This is a genomic window from Oceanicella sp. SM1341, assembly GCF_003448965.1.
GTDB lineage: Bacteria > Pseudomonadota > Alphaproteobacteria > Rhodobacterales > Rhodobacteraceae > Paroceanicella.
The window spans coordinates 85,981-101,904 of the sequence record NZ_QRGC01000014.1; the positions used below are offsets into that span (position 1 = coordinate 85,981).

15 protein-coding genes are annotated in these 15,924 nt (G+C 74.1%); 9 read left to right on the top strand and 6 right to left on the bottom strand.

The features are described 5' to 3' along the window. The first annotated feature begins 618 nt into the window (after positions 1 to 618). A complete protein-coding gene (locus D3P35_RS14155; RefSeq protein ID WP_118135388.1) occupies positions 619 to 2,070 on the top strand; it encodes an MFS transporter in 1,452 nt (483 codons plus the stop codon). Between the two features lie 207 nt (positions 2,071 to 2,277). Here the strand turns inward: D3P35_RS14155 and D3P35_RS14165 are convergent, their stop codons facing one another. The 4 genes from D3P35_RS14165 to nth form a co-directional block, all read right to left on the bottom strand. Further along, complete coding sequence (locus D3P35_RS14165) at positions 2,278 to 2,745, bottom strand: DUF1203 domain-containing protein (RefSeq protein WP_118135390.1); 468 nt, start codon at positions 2,743 to 2,745, stop codon at positions 2,278 to 2,280. Between the two features lie 747 nt (positions 2,746 to 3,492). Continuing rightward, positions 3,493 to 4,230 (bottom strand): SOS response-associated peptidase, encoded by a 738-nt coding sequence (locus D3P35_RS14170; protein ID WP_118135391.1) that lies wholly within the window; start codon positions 4,228 to 4,230, stop codon positions 3,493 to 3,495. Between the two features lie 17 nt (positions 4,231 to 4,247). Beyond that, a complete protein-coding gene (locus D3P35_RS14175) occupies positions 4,248 to 5,237 on the bottom strand; it encodes an adenosine kinase (RefSeq protein ID WP_118135392.1) in 990 nt (329 codons plus the stop codon). Further along, positions 5,234 to 5,878 (bottom strand): endonuclease III, encoded by a 645-nt coding sequence (nth, locus tag D3P35_RS14180; protein ID WP_118135424.1) that lies wholly within the window; start codon positions 5,876 to 5,878, stop codon positions 5,234 to 5,236. Before nth ends, D3P35_RS14175 begins: the two co-directional genes overlap by 4 nt. 86 nt (positions 5,879 to 5,964) lie before the next feature. On the opposite strand from nth, the gene D3P35_RS14185 reads away from it, so the two are divergent. Beyond that, complete coding sequence (locus tag D3P35_RS14185; RefSeq protein ID WP_118135393.1) at positions 5,965 to 6,738, top strand: FkbM family methyltransferase; 774 nt, start codon at positions 5,965 to 5,967, stop codon at positions 6,736 to 6,738. On the opposite strand, the gene D3P35_RS14190 is transcribed toward D3P35_RS14185, so the two are convergent. Continuing rightward, positions 6,684 to 7,082 carry a hypothetical protein gene (locus tag D3P35_RS14190; RefSeq protein ID WP_198670620.1) on the bottom strand — a complete coding sequence of 133 codons (399 nt, stop codon included), beginning with the start codon at positions 7,080 to 7,082 and terminating at the stop codon, positions 6,684 to 6,686. The genes D3P35_RS14185 and D3P35_RS14190 overlap by 55 nt on opposite strands. Before the next feature lie 437 nt (positions 7,083 to 7,519). Here D3P35_RS14190 and D3P35_RS14195 point away from each other — a divergent pair, with 437 nt between their 5' ends. The 5 genes from D3P35_RS14195 to D3P35_RS14215 all read left to right on the top strand — a co-directional run bounded on the left by D3P35_RS14195 (position 7,520) and on the right by D3P35_RS14215 (position 12,289). Beyond that, complete coding sequence (locus D3P35_RS14195) at positions 7,520 to 8,284, top strand: MBL fold metallo-hydrolase (RefSeq protein ID WP_118135394.1); 765 nt, start codon at positions 7,520 to 7,522, stop codon at positions 8,282 to 8,284. A 693-nt stretch (positions 8,285 to 8,977) separates the two neighbouring features. Beyond that, positions 8,978 to 9,847, top strand: coding sequence for a bifunctional helix-turn-helix domain-containing protein/methylated-DNA--[protein]-cysteine S-methyltransferase (locus D3P35_RS14200; protein WP_232830512.1), 870 nt, complete (start codon positions 8,978 to 8,980; stop codon positions 9,845 to 9,847). A gap of 339 nt (positions 9,848 to 10,186) precedes the next feature. Further along, positions 10,187 to 10,642 (top strand): Fur family transcriptional regulator, encoded by a 456-nt coding sequence (locus D3P35_RS14205; RefSeq protein ID WP_118135396.1) that lies wholly within the window; start codon positions 10,187 to 10,189, stop codon positions 10,640 to 10,642. Next, the gene (locus D3P35_RS14210; protein ID WP_118135425.1) at positions 10,639 to 11,481 is read left to right on the top strand and encodes a metal ABC transporter ATP-binding protein; all 843 of its coding nucleotides are present in this window, start codon (positions 10,639 to 10,641) and stop codon (positions 11,479 to 11,481) included. Before D3P35_RS14205 ends, D3P35_RS14210 begins: the two co-directional genes overlap by 4 nt. Positions 11,482 to 11,500: 19 nt before the next feature. Continuing rightward, a complete protein-coding gene (locus tag D3P35_RS14215) occupies positions 11,501 to 12,289 on the top strand; it encodes a metal ABC transporter permease (RefSeq protein ID WP_118135397.1) in 789 nt (262 codons plus the stop codon). A 7-nt stretch (positions 12,290 to 12,296) separates the two neighbouring features. Here the strand turns inward: D3P35_RS14215 and truA are convergent, their stop codons facing one another. Continuing rightward, positions 12,297 to 13,073: a tRNA pseudouridine(38-40) synthase TruA gene (gene truA / locus D3P35_RS14220; protein WP_118135398.1), complete on the bottom strand. Its 777-nt coding sequence runs from the start codon at positions 13,071 to 13,073 to the stop codon at positions 12,297 to 12,299. Between the two features lie 267 nt (positions 13,074 to 13,340). Here truA and D3P35_RS14225 point away from each other — a divergent pair, with 267 nt between their 5' ends. Next, positions 13,341 to 14,759, top strand: a complete 1,419-nt coding sequence (locus D3P35_RS14225; RefSeq protein WP_198670621.1) for a YcjX family protein — start codon at positions 13,341 to 13,343, stop codon at positions 14,757 to 14,759. Between the two features lie 4 nt (positions 14,760 to 14,763). Then, entirely contained in the window at positions 14,764 to 15,888 is a 1,125-nt protein-coding gene (locus D3P35_RS14230; protein ID WP_118135399.1) for a YcjF family protein, read from the top strand. Positions 15,889 to 15,924: the final 36 nt, after the last annotated feature.

A 15,924-nucleotide genomic window follows, 5' to 3' on the forward strand; every position in this document is an offset into this window, starting at 1 on the left:
AATTTCGGTGGAATGACCGCGATGCTACGCGGTTTTTCGGCGCCGCACCACCCGGGAGCCTTTCGACCGGGCGTCACACCGCCCTGCCCTGAGGGGGAGCGCCCGACGCTCGCGCGGAGCGGCCTCGTTCGTCCCTCGTCCGAGGGGGGAACGCGCGCCAGGCCGAGGGGGCCTGCCGGCCCCCGCACCCCGGCGCGCGTGGCAGACGGCCCGGGCCGGGCCGCTGCCGGTCCCGGACCGGGAAGTGCGGGTGCCCCTTGGCAGGTCTTGTCTCCGCTCCAAGCCGGGAACGGAGGGCCGCGCCCGACCCCGGGTGGGCGCACCTCCGCTGGTGGTCAGCGGTTCATCCCGAAAGCCCCGGACGAGGGCTGTGCGGCGCGGGGCAACGCCAACGCGCCCTCCCGGGGGGAGGGTCGGGCGCGGCCCGGGCTGGTCGCCCGGGCAAGGGGGATGGGAAGCAGCGATCCGGGCAGCCGGCGCGCCGGGGGAGGAAGCAACTTGCGGTGGCGGAGGAATGCGCGCGGATGGCGGCTTCGGGCCGCGCGCGGCGGCATTGACATCGCGCCGCCCGGGCCATTATTCAAAGTGATATCTTTGTAATATAGAAGGCCTCCCCCCGTGGACCCCACCTCACCCGCGCCGCGGCCCGGCGGTACCGGCCGCTGGCGCGAGCTGCTCACCGCCCGCTACGCGCCGAGCCTGCTGCTGGTGTGCCTCGGGGTGTGGCTGCACGCGGCCGACAGCCTGCTGGTCTCCACGATGATGCCCTCGATCGTCGCCGATATCGGCGGCACGCGGCTGATCTCCTGGACATCGGCGCTCTACGAGGTGGGCTCGATCGTGGCGGGCGCGATGAGCGGACTGCTCTCGCTGCGCCACGGGGTGCGCCTGCCGATGGCCGCGCATGCGGCGCTCTACGCCCTGGGCTGCGCGCTCTCGGCGGCGGCGCCCGAGATGTGGGTGATGCTTGCCGGGCGGCTGCTGCAGGGGCTGGGCGGCGGCGGGCTGGTGGCGCTCTCCTTCGTGACCGCGACGCGGGTGTTCCCGACCCATCTCACCGCGCGGGCCATGGCGGCGATCTCCACGCTCTGGGGTGTCTCGGCCTTCCTCGGCCCGCTGATCGGCGGGGCTTTCGTGGAGCTCGGCAGCTGGCGCGGCGGCTTCGTGCTGTTCATGGTGAAGGCGGTGGCGCTCACCGCCTGGATCCTGCTGCGCTCCTCCGACATGTCGGGGCCCGACCGGCAGGCGGCGCGGGCCGCGGGCCGGGTCCCGGTGCGCAGGCTGGCCTGCCTCGCCGCCGGCGTGGTGTTCATCGCCTATGCCGGCATCGAGGTGACCGCGCTGCGCACGCCGCTCCTGGTGCTGGCCGGGCTCGGCTGCCTCGCGCTGTTCCTGGTGATCGACGGGCGCTCCGGGGCGGGGCGGCTGCTGCCGGCCGGCCCGGTGAACATCCGCCGGCCGGCGGGCGCGGCGCTGGTGATGATCTTCTGCTTCTCCGCCGCCACCATCACCATGAACATCTTCGGCCCGCTGCTGATGGCGCAGATCCACGGCACGCCGGCGCTGCTGGCGGGCTACGTGATCGCCGCCGGCTCCGTGTCCTGGACGGTGATGGCCGTGCTGGTCTCCGGCGCGGCCGAGCGGCATGACGCGAAGCTGATCCTCGCCGGCATGGCGCTGATCACGCTCAGCGTGGCCGGCTCGGCGGTGGTGATGCCCACCGGGCCGATCTGGCTGATCACCGCCTGCGCGGTGCTCAAGGGCGGCGGCTTCGGCATGGCCTGGACCTTCATCCTGCGCCGGGCGAAGGCGCTGGCGGCCCCGGGCGAGCTGGAGCGCATCGCCGCCGCCTTCCCCACCGTGCAGCGCATGGGCTACGCGGTGGGCGCCGCCTATGTCGGCATCGTGGCGAATGCCTTCGGCCTCGATACGGTGATGGAGCCGGAGACGGCGCGGCGGGTTTCCTCGGTGATCTTCATCGCCTGCCTGCCGGTGGCGGGGGTGGGGCTGCTGGCGGCGGCGCATTTCGTGCGCCCGCCACGAGAGGGCGCGCTCCCCCGCCCCGCCTGAGCCCGCCACACGGGGCCGGCCCCGGCGGGATCACGCGCCCCCGGCGGGGGGTCGGCCCCCGCGGGATCGGCGCGGGCCCCGGCCGGCCGGGCGCGGTCACCGGTCGCGACGGGGTCCCGGGGCATCCCGCGCCTGCCGCCCGCGCGTGGCAGGACGACCGCGCGAGGGCCCTCCCCCGGGCCGCGGGGCGGGGGGGAGGGCCGCCGGTCAGGCCCGGGTGATGCGCCCCGAGAAGCACCCCCGCCGGGCATAATGCGCATGGATCTCGGTGATCTGCGGGTCGGCGAAGAGCCGCTCGATGAGCCCTTCCACCTCCGCACCCTCCACCACGTCGGCGTCGCGCATCAGGCCCTCGGCGTCGAAGCCGCGCAGGGAGAGCAGGCGCGGGCGCATCACCTCGGGCACCTCGCCGCTGCGGTCGTAGCGCTCGGTCGCGCCCTCGATCACGAAGATCGCGTGGGTGGCGCGGTAGGGCGAGGCGGCAGGCTGCGAGACATGGTTGAGCAGCAGCACCGTCTCGCCTTCGCGGGCATGGCGCATCTCGATGCGGTCGGGAAACTCGGGCGCGGCACCGGCGGTCATCCGGCGGATGCCGCGGGCGGCGAGCGTCTCGGGGTCGAGCCCGTAGAGCGGCAGGAACGGGTCCGGCGCGAGACCGGTGATGCGGAAGGACATGGCACTCTCCTCTGTTTGCCTGTGCCCCGGGGCCTAGACCGGCGAGGGCCCGCCGGGCCACCCGGATCCTGCGATCGGGCGGCGGCAGGGCGCGATGCACCCGGCATCGGCCCGCACGCGGCCGGGGCCGGGCTGCCGGCAGCGAGCGGCAGGATCCCGTTCAGCCCCCACGTCCCGGCATCGGGCCCGGAAGGAGATGCACCGGCTCCGCTTGCCCCGGGTGGAAGCTGCTCGCTGCAGGGGCCCGCCGCGAGAGACCCGCCGTGGTCGTTGCATATCACCGGCCGCGCGGGCGCGACGCAGGGCAGGCGCACGGACCGGAGGCTCTCGCCGGCGCCCGCCAGCCGGCCGCGGTCCGGGGGGCTCCCGCCCTCCGTCGACCCGCCCTGCGGGCGCGTCTCCTGCGGTTTGGGCCGGGCCGCGCGTGCCGCGCGGCTGCAGCGCCCCCGGCGAAGGAGAGCGAACCGTCCCGGGCGGGTGACATCGGCTCCCGCGCAGCCGGAGGACGGATTCGAGCCCCGGCCGATGGCCACCGCCATCACCGGCCCCACCGACGCCGGCCTGATCCGCCGGAGGGCGACGGTCCCGCCGGCCCCCCGGGGGCCGGCCAGCGCCGAGGGGGGCTCGATGCCCCCCGAGGCGCTGCCTCGGCGCGCGGCGATCGGAGCGGAGGACCCGCCCGGGGGAGGCGGGGACGCCCGGCCGCCACCGCCTTGCGCGGCCACGGCAGGCGGAATGAACGGGGGCTCAGCCGAAGAGGTCGCCCTGACGCGGCGGGAGTTTCTCCTCGGGGTCCGGCGTTTGCTCTGCCGCCTCGTCGAGGGGCGCGATGGCGTCGGCACCCTCGTAGCGCGTGGCATTCACCCGGCGGCTCACCCGGTGGAAGGCGAGCTCGCCGTCGAGATGCCGGGCGAGCAGGGCCGAGGCCGCCTCGGCGCCGGTGTCGGAGGAGAGCCATTCCGTATAGGCATCAGGCGCGAGGATCACCGGCATGCGGTGGTGCAGCCGGTCGATCGGCGCCACCGAGGGCGCGGTGAGGATGGTGCAGCTCGTCAGCCCCAGCCGCTCGTTGCGCGCCCAGAGCCCGGCGAAGGAGAAGGGCCGCCCGCCGGGCAGGTGCAGGTACCAGGGGTCACGCCCGCCGTCCTCGCCCTTCGTCCACTCGAAATAGCCGTCGGCGGGGATCAGGCAGCGCCCGGTGCGGAACGCCTCGCGGAAGGCGGGCTTGGTGGCCGCCGTCTCGGCACGGGCGTTGAACATCGGGTATTTCGGCACCTCCTTCGCCCAGGGCGGGACGAGCCACCAGCGGCCCTCGTCGAGCACCTCGCCGTCCTCCTCCTCCCCCGCCCGCACGAAGAGCACGTCCTCGGTGGGGGAGATGTTGTAGCGCGGCGCGGTGTTGCGGGCCCGGTCGGCCTCGGCGGTGAGGTTGTAGAGCCGGTGGATCTCGGCCCAGGAGAGGTGATGGGTGAAGCGTCCGCACATCTCCCGGGCCCTCGCGCTCAGAGGCCCGCGGCGGAGAACAGCGCCTTCAGGTCGGCCTCGGGCCGCGCGCCGTAATGCGAGATGATCTCGCCGGCCGCGATGCAGCCCATGCGCCCGCAGGCCGCGAGGTCGCGCCCGCTCACCAGCCCGTGGAAGAAGCCGGCGGCGAAGAGGTCGCCCGCCCCGGTGGCGTCGAGCACCTTGGTGGCGGTGGCCGGCACCTCGATCGTGTCCTGCCCGTGCAGGATGATCGCACCGCGCTCGCCCACCGTGCAGGCCACCAGCGCGCAATCGGCCCGCGCCGCCTCCAGCGCCGCGGAGAGCGTGGGCGCCTTGTAGAGCGACATCAGCTCGTGCTCGTTGGCAAACAGCAGGTCGAGGTCCTCGCGGATCATCTTCAGGAAGGCGTCGCGGTGGCGGTCGACGCAGAACGGGTCCGACAGGGTGACCGAGGCGCGCCCGCCCGCGCTCTTGCAGGCCGAGATCGCCCTGGCGAAGGCCTGGTGGCTCTCCGGCCCGTCGAAACGGTAGCCCTCGAGGTAGAGCCACTCGGAGCCGGCCATCAGCGCCTCGTCGATGTCCGAGGGAGCGAGAAACTCGGACACGCCGAGATAGGTGTTCATCGAGCGCTCGCCGTCGGGCGAGACCATCACCATGCAGCGCCCGGTCTCGGCCTCGTGGTCGGCGGGGGCGAGCGGGGTGTCGTAGGTGGCGCCCTGGGCGCGCAGGTCATGGGCGAAGATGGCGCCGAGCTGGTCGTCCTTCACCTTGCCCACGTAGGCGGTGCGGTCGCCCAGCGCGGCGAGGCCGGCGATGGTGTTGGCGCCGGAGCCGCCGGAGATCTCGGTCGCCGGGCCCATGTGGCCATAGAGCTCGGCGGCGCGCGGGCGGTCGATCAGGGTCATGATGCCCTTCTCCACCCCGTGCTCGGCGAGGAACGCGTCCTGCACCGGGGCGATGACATCCACGAGCGCATTGCCGATTCCGGTGACCTGATGGGATTTCATGCGGTTTTTTCCTCGAATGTGCAGAGATCGTTGATGAGGCACAGGCTGCAGCGCGGGGCGCGGGCCGTGCAGGTGTAGCGCCCGTGCAGGATCAGCCAGTGATGGGCGTGGAGCTGGAACTCGGCCGGCACGTTGTCCTCGATGGCGCGCTCGACCACGTCGACGTTCTTTCCCGGCGCTATGCCGGTGCGGTTGCCCACCCGGAAGATATGCGTGTCCACCGCCTGGGCCGGCTGGCGGAACCACATGTTGAGCACCACGTTCGCGGTCTTGCGCCCCACGCCGGGCAGGGCCTGCAGCGCGGCGCGCGAGGAGGGCACCTCGCCGCCGTACTGCTCTTCCAGGATACGCGAGAGCTTGATGACGTTCTTGGCCTTGTTACGGTAGAGACCGATGGTCCTGATGTGCTCGGTGAGCCCCTCCTCGCCGAGGGCGAGCATCTTCGCCGGCGCATCGGCCACTTCGAACAGCGCCTTGGTGGCGCGGTTCACGCCCTTGTCCGTGGCCTGTGCCGAGAGGGCGACGGCCACGAGCAGCGTGTAGGCGTTCACATGGTCCAGCTCCCCGCGGGGTTCGGGCTCGCGGGCGTGGAAGCGGGCGAAAATCTCCCGCATGGTGTTGAAATCGAGCTGGGTCGTCATGAGCCGGGACATTGCACCGCCGCCGCGCCCGGAGCAAGGGCCCGCGCGGGCGGGCGGCCCCGCTCCCGCGCGAAAGGAGCCGAGGAATGAGCGACATCACCGAGGAACTGGCCCGCGCCCGCGAGGTGATCGCCGAGGCCGAGCGCCGGCTGCGCGCCGCGGTGCGCCAGATGCCCGACAGCCCGCAGCGCGGCCGGCTGGCGCAGGAACGCTGGGCGCTGTGGCAGATGCTGGGGCGCGACCGGCCCTATTTCAGCCAGGCCGGGCAGGACGAGTTCCTCGACCGCGCGGTGTTCCGGCGCAAGCGCGGCGGCGTCTTCGTCGAGGTGGGCGCCTATGACGGCATCACCGGCTCGAACACCGCCTTCTTCGAGGCCTTCCGCGGCTGGAGCGGCCTGCTGGTGGAGGCGGCCCCGCACCTGCATGCCGAGGTGCAGCGCAACCGCGCGAGCCCCTGCCTCAACCTCGCGGTGGCGGCGGCGGAGGGCGAGGCCGATTTCCTCGACATCCGCCGCGGCTACCTGCAGATGGGCGGGCTGGTCGAGACCATGGGCGCGCAGGCCCGCGCCGCCATCGAGGCCGACAGCCGCACCCGCGCGGAGGTGATCCGCGTGCCCACCCGCCCGCTCGCCGCCATCCTCGACGAGGCCGGGCTGCGCCGCATCGACTACCTCTCCATCGACATCGAAGGCGGCGAGGAGGCGGTGCTCGCGGCCTTTCCCTTCGAGCGCTTCGAGATCACCGCCTGGAGCATCGAGGTGAACGAGGCGAGCCCGGCCATCGACGCGCTGATGGAGCGCGCCGGCTACCGGCTCGCCACCCATATCGGCGTCGACCAGATCTGGCTGCGCCGGGGCTGAGGCGCGGGCCGAGCGGTCAGCTCCCAGACCACGTTCACGCTGGTGCGGCCGGCGGCGGTGAACACGTCGGAGATCGAGTTCATCCGCAGATAGGCCGGGCCCACCTCCTCGGCCGCGTAATGCTGCACCACGAGCCCGGTGCCGGTCATCTCGACATTGATCGTCATGCGCCTTCCGTCGTCGGTGCTGGTCACGCCGGCGGCGATATGGTCGGGCGGGCAGCAGCGCAGGTATTCGGCCTCGGGCAGGGAAAGCAGCCATTCCCCGATGTCCACCGCGCCGAGCGGCACATCGATCCCGGCGGAAAAGGCAGATTGCGACAGGATGCGATACAGGACCTTCACGATACTCTCCATCGGCTGGTGGCACGGCCCGCTGCGGGCCGGCTCGTGCCGGTGAGGCAGGCAGTCCTGCCCGATGCCTGTGGCACGGAGATCTCGCCCCCCTGGCGGGGAGTGCAAGGATGGCGGATCGCGCCTTGCCCGACATGCCGGCGGAGGCGTCGAGGCGGCGCGGGGCGGCCGTCGGGCCGGGGCTTTCGCTGATGCCCGCTGCGTCTGTCTCGTCGCCTCGGCAGGCCGCCCGCCGCCACGCCGGCGCTCGCCACGCCGATGGCCGGGCGGCGCAGGCGACGGGCGGTCGACGGGCGGGCCCGCACCCGAGCGCGCGCCGCCCCGGCCCCCGCGCAGGAGTGTGGCCGCCCCCGCCTGCAACCGGGGGATTTATCCGGAGCCCGGAAAGGTGTTTCATGGCCGAGGGACCGGAGCCACGCGGACACGCCATGAAACTGCACCACCTCAACTGCGGCACCCTGCGCCTCTACCGCACGCCGATGGTGTGCCGGGTGCTGCTGCTGGAGACGGACGCCGGGCTCGTGCTGGTGGACAGCGGCATCGGCCTGGCCGACATCGCCGATCCCGCCGGCCGGCTCGGCCCGCTGCGCCACGTGCTGCGCCCCGCCCTCGACCCCGAGGAGACCGCCCTGCGCCAGATCGAGCGGCTGGGCCTCGACCCCGCCGACGTGCGCCACATCCTGATCACCCACGGCGATCTCGACCATATCGGCGGGCTCGCCGACTTCCCGCAGGCCCGGGTGCACATGACCCTCGACGAGGCGACGGCCCTGCGCGAGCGCCCCGCCTTCTCCGAGCGCCGCCGCTACCGCCCGGCGCAGATCGCCCACGGCCCCGACATCCGCGCCCATCCGCCCGGCGAGTGCAGCTGGCAGGGTTTCGCCGGCGTCACCCCGCTCGACGAGGTGGCCGAGGGGCTGCTGATGGTGCCGATCCCGGGCCATTCGCGCGGCCACACCGGCTATGCGGTGCGCCAGGGCCAGCGCTGGCTGCTGCACGTGGGCGACATGTTCTACCACCGCGAGACGCTGGAGAGCGGCGGCTGCGTGCCCTGGACCCTGCGCGGCGTGGAAAACGTGACGGCCTTCGACCGCCACGCCATCGCCGGCAACCACCGCCATGCCGCCGACCTGCACGCCCGCGCGCGCGACGCGATCGACATCGTGTGCACCCACGACCCCGAGGGGTTCTGAGCGCGCCGGCAAGCGGCCTCCCCGCGGCTCGAAAAGCGCATCCGCCCCCCACGAGGCGCGCGCTCCGCCCGCGATGCCCGCGCGCACGCTCTCGCCGGAGCCCGCGGTGATCCCGGGGGCCACCGCCCCGCCGCCTGCTCGCCGCGCCGTCTTGCGCCGGCCCCGGAGCCTCCCCTGCCCGGTGCGTTGCGTGGCCCCCCCTCCGCCGGCTCGCCGCGCTGCATGCCGGCCGCGCCCCGTCCCGCCGCGCAGGTCCCGCCGCGCAAGTCCCGCCGCGCAAGTCCCGCCGTGCAGGTCCCGCCGCGCGAGTCCCGCCGTGCCGCACGCAGGCCGCGCGGCTCGCCTTCGCTGCCGCCTGACCGTGGACCCGCGCCTTCGGTGCGCCCTGTAGTCCCTGTCCACCTCTCGCCGGGTCGCGCCACCGCCCCGCCTCGGGCGAGGGCGTCAACCGTGCCCCGAGACCCCGGCCCGGACCAGGCACAGCCCCGGAGGCAGGCCGGCGAAGGCCGCGTGCCACGGCAAGGGGCAGCACGGGCCGCGTGCCACGCACAGGAGTCGGGCACACAGGAGCGGGGGCCCACAGGATTCGGGTCGCCCGCCGCCCGGCGCCGCGGTATCTTCACCCCGGAACCCGAGCCATGCCGCCACAGGAGAGACGAGATGACCGAGCACAGCCCGCGCGCCTACGACGTGATGGCCGAGGCGATCCGCCTGATCGGCGAGCGCCGGGAGGATCAGCCCTCGCTCGACGCGCTGGCCGCCGAGATGGGCATGAGCCCGGCGCATTTCCAGAAGCTGTTCAGCCAGTGGGTGGGGGTGAGCCCGAAGCGTTACCTGCAGTATCTCACGCTCGACCACGCCCGCTCGCTGCTGCGTGATCGGTTCACCGTGCTCGACACCAGTTTCGAGACCGGGCTCTCCGGGCCCTCGCGGCTGCATGACCTGTTCCTGCGCTGGGAGGCGATGAGCCCGGGTGCCTATGCCTCCGGCGGCGCCGGGCTCGACATCCGCTGGGGCTGGTTCGACACGCCCTTCGGCGAGGCGCTGGTGATGGGCACCGACCGCGGCATCTGCGGCATCGCCTTCGCCGCCGAGACCGGCCGCGACGCGGCGATGGCCGACATGACCGGGCGCTGGCCCGCCGCCCGCTTCTGCGAAGCCCCCGCCGCCCTCGCACCGCTGGTGGGCAGCGCCTTCGGCGGCACCGGGGGCGAGACGCGGCTGTGCCTGATCGGCGCGCCCTTCCAGCTTCAGGTCTGGGAGGCGCTGCTGCGCATCCCCAGCGGCCACGTCACCACCTATTCGGAGATCGCCCGGGTGATCGGGCGTCCGAAAGCATCGCGGGCCGTGGGCAGCGCGGTGGGGCGCAACCCGGTGAGCTGGCTCATCCCCTGCCACCGCGCGCTGCGCAAGTCGGGCGAGCTCGGCGGCTACCACTGGGGCCTGCCGGTGAAGCGCGCCATGCTCGCCTGGGAAGCCGCCCGTGCCGACGCCGCCACCGACACCGACCGGTCCGACACGGCCCCGCGCCCCGTCGCCCTGCCCTCCGGCACGGCAGCCTGATCGGCAGAAGGGGCCGGCGGCGGGGCCGGGCGCCGGAGCCGCCCTGCGGCGACACGCGCGGCAGGGGTTCGATGCCCCTGCCGCGCGTCCGCCCTCCACCGGCGCGCCGGCCGTGGCAGCGCGGGCCCCGGCGACAGGCAGACCGCCCGCCGGACCGCGGGGAAAGACGCCGGACGGGGGCATCGAGCCCCCGCCCGTCGTGTCGCCGCGTGCCGCGTCTCCGGCGCGGGATGGCGGGCGGGCGCGCCGTTCCAGCCGCGCGCGTTGCGGCGTGGCGCCTTGCATCCGCCGCGCCGGCCGCCTATTTTCCGGGATACAATGTAACCCGGAAGGATGCCGATGACCGAGTGCCTCGCCTGCAGCCGCAGCGCCGATGCTTCCGCTGCGCTGGCCCGGCGTGGCCTGCGCGTGACGCCGCTGCGCACCCGTGTCCTGGCGGCACTTCACCATGCCGGGCGGCCGCTCGGGGCCTACGAGCTCTTCGACCTGCTCAAGGCGGAGGGGGCGGCCTCGGCCCCGCCGGCGGTCTACCGCGTGCTCGACTTCCTCGCCGCCCAGGGGCTGGTGCACAAGCTGCAGAGCCTCTCCGCCTATACCGTCTGCGCCGCCTCCGACCACCCCCACCACGCGCAATTCCTCATCTGCCGGGGCTGCGGCGGCGTGGCGGAGCTGGAGACGCCCGCGCTCGACCGCCTGGCGCGCGAGGCGGCGGGAACCGGCTTTCGCGTCGAGCACATGTCGGTCGAGACCCACGGCCTGTGCACCGGCTGCGCCGCGACGGGAGCGGGCGCATGAGCGGGCTCCTGCGCGCCGAGGGCCTGAGCTTCCGCCAGGGCGGCCGCCGCATCCTCGACGATGTGAACATCGACATTGCCGAGGGCGAGATCGTCACCCTCGTGGGGCCCAACGGCGGCGGCAAGACCACGCTGCTGCGCCTGCTCATCGGCACCCTGCGCCCCGGCTCGGGCCGGGTGATCCGCCGCCCCGGCCTGCGGCTGGGCTACACCCCGCAGAAGATGCAGATCGAGCGCACCATGCCGATGCGCGTCGGCCGCTTCCTGTCGCTCTCCGGCGGGCTGAAGCACGGTGCCCGCGCCGCGGTGCTCGACCGGGTGGGGGCAACCGGGCTCGAGAGCGCACAGCTTTCCGACCTCTCGGGCGGCGAGATGCAGCGCGTGCTCCTCGCCCGCGCCCTGCTGCGCGAGCCGCACCTGCTCATCCTCGACGAACCCACCCAGGGGCTCGACCAGCCGGCCGAGGCCGCCTTCTACCGGCTCGTCTCCGAGATCCGGGCCGAGCGCGGCGTCGCCATCCTGCTGGTGAGCCACGACCTGCACGTGGTGATGGGCGCCTGCGACCGGGTGATCTGCCTCAACGGCCATGTCTGCTGCTCCGGCGCCCCCGACCACGTGACCGCCGACCCCGCCTACCAGCGCCTGTTCGGCAGCCGCGCCGATTTCGCCCTCTACCGCCACCGGCACGACCACAGCCATGATCACGGGCACGACCACGGGCATGAGCACGGGCATGAGCACGGAGATGCACAGGGCCACGGGCACGACCATGGCCACGGGCACACGCACGGCCCGGCGCAGCCTCCGCGCGCCTCCGCACCCGACCACGCCGCATCCTGACCCCGGGACCCCCAGACCGATGGACGATTTCCTGATCCGCGCCGGCCTCGCCGGCATCGTGGCCGCGCTGGTGGCCGCCCCGCTGGGCTGCCTCGTGGTGTGGCGGCGCATGGCCTATTTCGGCGATGCCACCTCGCATGCCGCCCTGCTGGGCGTGGCGCTGGGGCTGCTCGCCGGCCTGCCGATCATGTTCGCCGTCACGGCCCTCGCCGCGGCCATGGCGCTCACCGTCACCGCCGCCACCGCCGCCGGGCGCTACGCGATGGACACGGTGCTGGGTGTCTTCGCCCATGCGGCGCTGGCCACCGGGCTGGTGTCGCTCGCGCTGCTGCCGGGGGTGCGGGTCGACCTGATGGCCTATCTCTTCGGGGACATCCTGGCCGTGGGCTGGGACGACCTCACCCTCATCGCCGCCGGCGGGGCGGTGATCCTCGCGGTCACCGGCCTGTTCTGGCGCAGCCTGGTGAACGGCACGCTCAGCCCGGAGCTGATGGTGGCCGAGGGCGGCTCGCTGGTGCGCGACCGGCTGGTGCTCACCCTGCTGCTGGCGCTGTTCGTGGCGCTGGCGATGCGCATCGTGGGGGTGATGCTGATCACCTCGCTGCTGATCATCCCCGCCGCCGCCGCCCGGCCGCTGAGCCGCACGCCCGAGGCGATGGCCCTCGGCGCGGCGCTGGTGGGCACGGTGTCGGTGGTGGGCGGGCTCTGGCTGTCCTTCACCCTCGACAGCCCGACCGGGCCCTCGATCATCCTCGCCGCGGCGGCCTTCTTCTGCCTCGCCAACGCCATCGCCACCCTGCGGCGCTGAGGCCCGCTCAGCCCGGCAGGCCGAATTCCGGCGGATAGCCCACGCCCACCAGGCTCAGGCCATCGGGCGGCGCCACGGGGCCGCAGGCGGCGCGGTCGCGCGCCTCGAGCGCGTCGCGCACCCGCTCCGGCGGCCAGGCCCCGGCGCCCACCCGCTCCAGCGTGCCCACGAAGCTGCGCACCTGGTTGTGCAGGAAGGAGCGCGCCCGCAGCCGGAAGCGGATCTCGCGCCCGGCGAGGCCGCGGTCCTCCGCCTCGATCTCCAGCGCATCGAGGGTCTTCACCGGGCTGTCGGCCTGGCAGATGGAGGAGCGGAAGGTGGTGAAATCATGCCGGCCCAGCAGGTGGGCGGCCCCGGCCCGCATCGCCTCCACGTCGAGCCTGCGGCCCACCCGCCAGGCAAGCCCGTTCTCGTGCACCAGCGGCGCGCGGCGCTCCACCACCCGGTAGAGGTAGCGCCGCTCGAGCGCCGAGAAGCGCGCGTGGAAGTCATCGGGCACCCGGGCCGCATGCACCACGGCCACCGGCTCGGGCTTCAGGTGCCAGTTCAGCGCCTCGGAGAGGCGGAAGGGCTCCCACTCGCGCACCAGATCGGCATGGGCAACCTGGCCCGCGGCATGCACCCCGGCATCCGTGCGGCCCGCAGCCGCGATCGAGCCCACCGTGCCGTCGAGCCGGCGCAGCGCGCGCTCCAGGCTCTCCTGCACGGAGGGCTGGTCCTTCTGGCGCTGCCATCCGGCGAAGGGCGCGCCGTGATACTCTATGACAAGGGCGAAGCGAGGCATGGCCCTGCCCTATCCCGGCGCCGGGGATTTCTCAAGCGCGGGGGCAAGGCGACCGGCTGAGGGATGCGTGCACGAGCCGCCCGGCCCGGAAGCGGCCGGCACGGAGCACGGGACACGGGCCGCCATCGTTCAGGGAAGGTCACCTCTGCCGAGCCCCTCAACCAGCCCCTTCCCCGGACATTCCGGCGCGCCCGGGGCATCGGGGCTCAACATTCCGCGCCGGGCGCCCCATATTGTGCCCTGAAGATCAGGAGAACGCGGGCAGGCATGGGACTGAATGACATCGCGGACGGCGTGACGCGCCTCGTGGAGGACGCGAGCCAGGGGGTGGGATCGCTGTTCGAACCCGTGGTGCGGGTGGGGGTCACCGGCCTCTCGCGCGCCGGAAAGACCGTGTTCATCACCTCGCTGGTGGCGAACCTGCTCGACCGGGGGCGCATGCCGCAGCTCGCCGCGGGCGGGCGTATCGAGACCGCCTTCCTCCAACCCCAGCCCGACGATTCCGTGCCGCGCTTCGACCTCGAGGGCCATCTCGCCGCCCTCTCCGGCGCCACGCCGCACTGGCCCGCCTCCACCCGGGCGATCAGCCAGCTGCGCGTCTCGCTGCGCGTGCGGCCCGGCGGCTGGCTCTCCGGCCTTTCCGGCCCGCGCACCGTGCATCTCGACATCGTGGACTACCCCGGCGAATGGCTGCTCGACCTGCCGCTGATGACCCGCTCCTTCGCCGAATGGTCGGCCGAGGCGCTGGCGGCGGCCCGCGCCCCGGCGCGGGCATCGCTGGCGACAGGCTGGCTTGGCCAGCTCGAGGCCAGCGATCCCTCCGCCGCGCTCGACGAGCCCGCCGCGCAAACCCTCGCCCGGTCGTTCCGCGACTACCTGCAGGCCGGGCGCGATGCCGGGCTTTCCGACCTCGCACCGGGCCGCTTCCTGATGCCCGGCGATCTCGAGGGCTCGCCCGCGCTCACCTTCTGCCCGCTGCCGGAGGTGAAGGGCGCGCGCTCCGGCTCCCTCTGGCGGGCCTTCGAGCGGCGCTACGAATCCTACAAGCGCGTGGTGGTGAAACCCTTCTTCCGCGACCATTTCTCCCGCATCGACCGGCAGGTGGTGCTGGTCGACGTGCTGGAGGCGCTGCATGACGGCCCGCGCGCCATCGAGGACCTGCGCCTCGCGATGTCGGAGATCCTGCGCGGCTTCCGGCCGGGGGCGAACTCGTGGCTCTCCTCGCTCATCGGCCTGCGGCGGGTGGAGCGCATCCTGTTCTGCGCCACCAAGGCCGACCACCTGCACCATTCCCAGCATGACCGGCTGGTGGCCATCACCGAGGCCCTGCTGCGCGACGCGCGCGACCGGGCCGATTTCCGCGGCGCGCGCACCGCCGCCATGGCCATCGCCAGCCTGCGCGCCACGGTGGAGCAGACTGTCACCCACGAGGGCCAGCCGCTCGACTGCGTGCGCGGCACGCTGGAGGAGACCGGGCGCGAGGTTGTCCTCCACCCCGGCGACCTGCCGGAAGACCCCGCCGCCGTGCTCGCCCCCGCCCGCACCGGCGAGGCGCTCTGGCTCGACGGCGACTACCAGGTGATGCATTTCGCGCCGCCGCGCCTCACCCGCCGCCCGGGCGAGGGGCCGCCGCACATCCGCCTCGACCGCGCGCTCGATTTCCTCATCGGCGACAGGCTGGAGTAACGCCATGACATCCGAGCAGAATCCGCCCCGCCGCCGCGGCCCCGTGGTCTTCAGCCCCTCGGGCGAAACGCCGCGCGCCCCCGAGACACCCCCCGCCCGCGACGCCGCCGCCGAGGCCGAGCGCCGCGCGCCCCTGCGCCGTGGCGCGGTGCTGCTCGACGAGGGGGCAGCGCTTGCCGCCGAGGCTCCCTCCCCCGCCGAGGCGCCGCCCATCGCCGATGACGACCCCGCCACCGGGGCCGCCATGGCCCGCGCCACCCGGCTCGCGAGCCGGCGGATGAGCTGGTTCGGCAAGCTGGTCTGGGCGGCGGTCACCGGGCTGGTGGGCATGGCGGTGAGCTGGGCGGCCTGGTCCTTCGTGCTGGGCCTCGCGGAGCGCAACCCCTGGCTGGGCCTCGCCGCACTGGTGCTGGGCGGCATCGTGGCGCTGGGTGTGCTCGTCTTCGTGGTGCGCGAGCTGGCCGGCCTCGCCCGGCTCTCACGCGTCGACCGGCTGCGCGCCCGGGCCGATGCCGCCCGCCGCCTGCCCGAGCGCGAGGCGGCCCTTGCCGTCACCTCCGGCGTCGCGGCGCTCTACTCCGGGCGCTCCGACCTCTCCTGGGCGCGCTCGCGGGTGAAGGAGCGCGAGGCCGAGATCCTCGACCCCGACGCCCTGCTGGCCCTGACCGAGCGCGAATACCTCGGCCCCCTCGATGCCGCGGCGGCGCGGGAGGTCGAGCTCGCCGCCCGGCAGGTGGCGGTGGCGACGGCGCTGATCCCGCTTGCCTTCGCCGACGTGCTGACCGCGCTCTCCTCCAACGTGCGCATGGTGCGCCGCATCGCCGAGATCTACGGCGGGCGGGCCGGCACGCTGGGCTCCTGGCGGCTGGTGCGGGCGGTTGCGGCCCACCTGGTGGCCACCGGCGCGGTGGCGATGGGCGACGACATGATCGGCGCCATGCTGGGCGGCGGGGTGATGTCGAAGCTCTCGCGCCGCTTCGGCGAGGGGGTGGTGAACGGCGCGCTCACCGCGCGGGTGGGGGTGGCGGCGATGGATGTCTGTCGCCCGATGCCCTTCGCGGCACTGGAGAAACCCGCCGTCACCGGCCTCGTGCGCCGCGCCCTCACCGGCTTCGCCGCCAAGGGCTGAGCGCCCGGGGGGGCGCAAACCTCCCGCCGCCTCCGG

Excerpts from the sequence above, each read along its gene's own strand:
- D3P35_RS14165 (WP_118135390.1), bottom strand. The coding sequence starts at position 2,745 with ATGTCCTTCCGCATCACCGGTCTCGCGCCGGACCCGTTCCTGCCGCTC.
- D3P35_RS14170 (WP_118135391.1), bottom strand. The coding sequence starts at position 4,230 with ATGTGCGGACGCTTCACCCATCACCTCTCCTGGGCCGAGATCCACCGG.
- D3P35_RS14175 (WP_118135392.1), bottom strand. The coding sequence starts at position 5,237 with ATGAAATCCCATCAGGTCACCGGAATCGGCAATGCGCTCGTGGATGTC.
- nth (WP_118135424.1), bottom strand. The coding sequence starts at position 5,878 with ATGACGACCCAGCTCGATTTCAACACCATGCGGGAGATTTTCGCCCGC.
- D3P35_RS14185 (WP_118135393.1), top strand. The coding sequence starts at position 5,965 with ATGAGCGACATCACCGAGGAACTGGCCCGCGCCCGCGAGGTGATCGCC.
- D3P35_RS14195 (WP_118135394.1), top strand. The coding sequence starts at position 7,520 with ATGAAACTGCACCACCTCAACTGCGGCACCCTGCGCCTCTACCGCACG.
- D3P35_RS14200 (WP_232830512.1), top strand. The coding sequence starts at position 8,978 with ATGGCCGAGGCGATCCGCCTGATCGGCGAGCGCCGGGAGGATCAGCCC.
- D3P35_RS14205 (WP_118135396.1), top strand. The coding sequence starts at position 10,187 with ATGACCGAGTGCCTCGCCTGCAGCCGCAGCGCCGATGCTTCCGCTGCG.
- D3P35_RS14210 (WP_118135425.1), top strand. The coding sequence starts at position 10,639 with ATGAGCGGGCTCCTGCGCGCCGAGGGCCTGAGCTTCCGCCAGGGCGGC.
- D3P35_RS14215 (WP_118135397.1), top strand. The coding sequence starts at position 11,501 with ATGGACGATTTCCTGATCCGCGCCGGCCTCGCCGGCATCGTGGCCGCG.
- truA (WP_118135398.1), bottom strand. The coding sequence starts at position 13,073 with ATGCCTCGCTTCGCCCTTGTCATAGAGTATCACGGCGCGCCCTTCGCC.
- D3P35_RS14225 (WP_198670621.1), top strand. The coding sequence starts at position 13,341 with ATGGGACTGAATGACATCGCGGACGGCGTGACGCGCCTCGTGGAGGAC.
- D3P35_RS14230 (WP_118135399.1), top strand. The coding sequence starts at position 14,764 with ATGACATCCGAGCAGAATCCGCCCCGCCGCCGCGGCCCCGTGGTCTTC.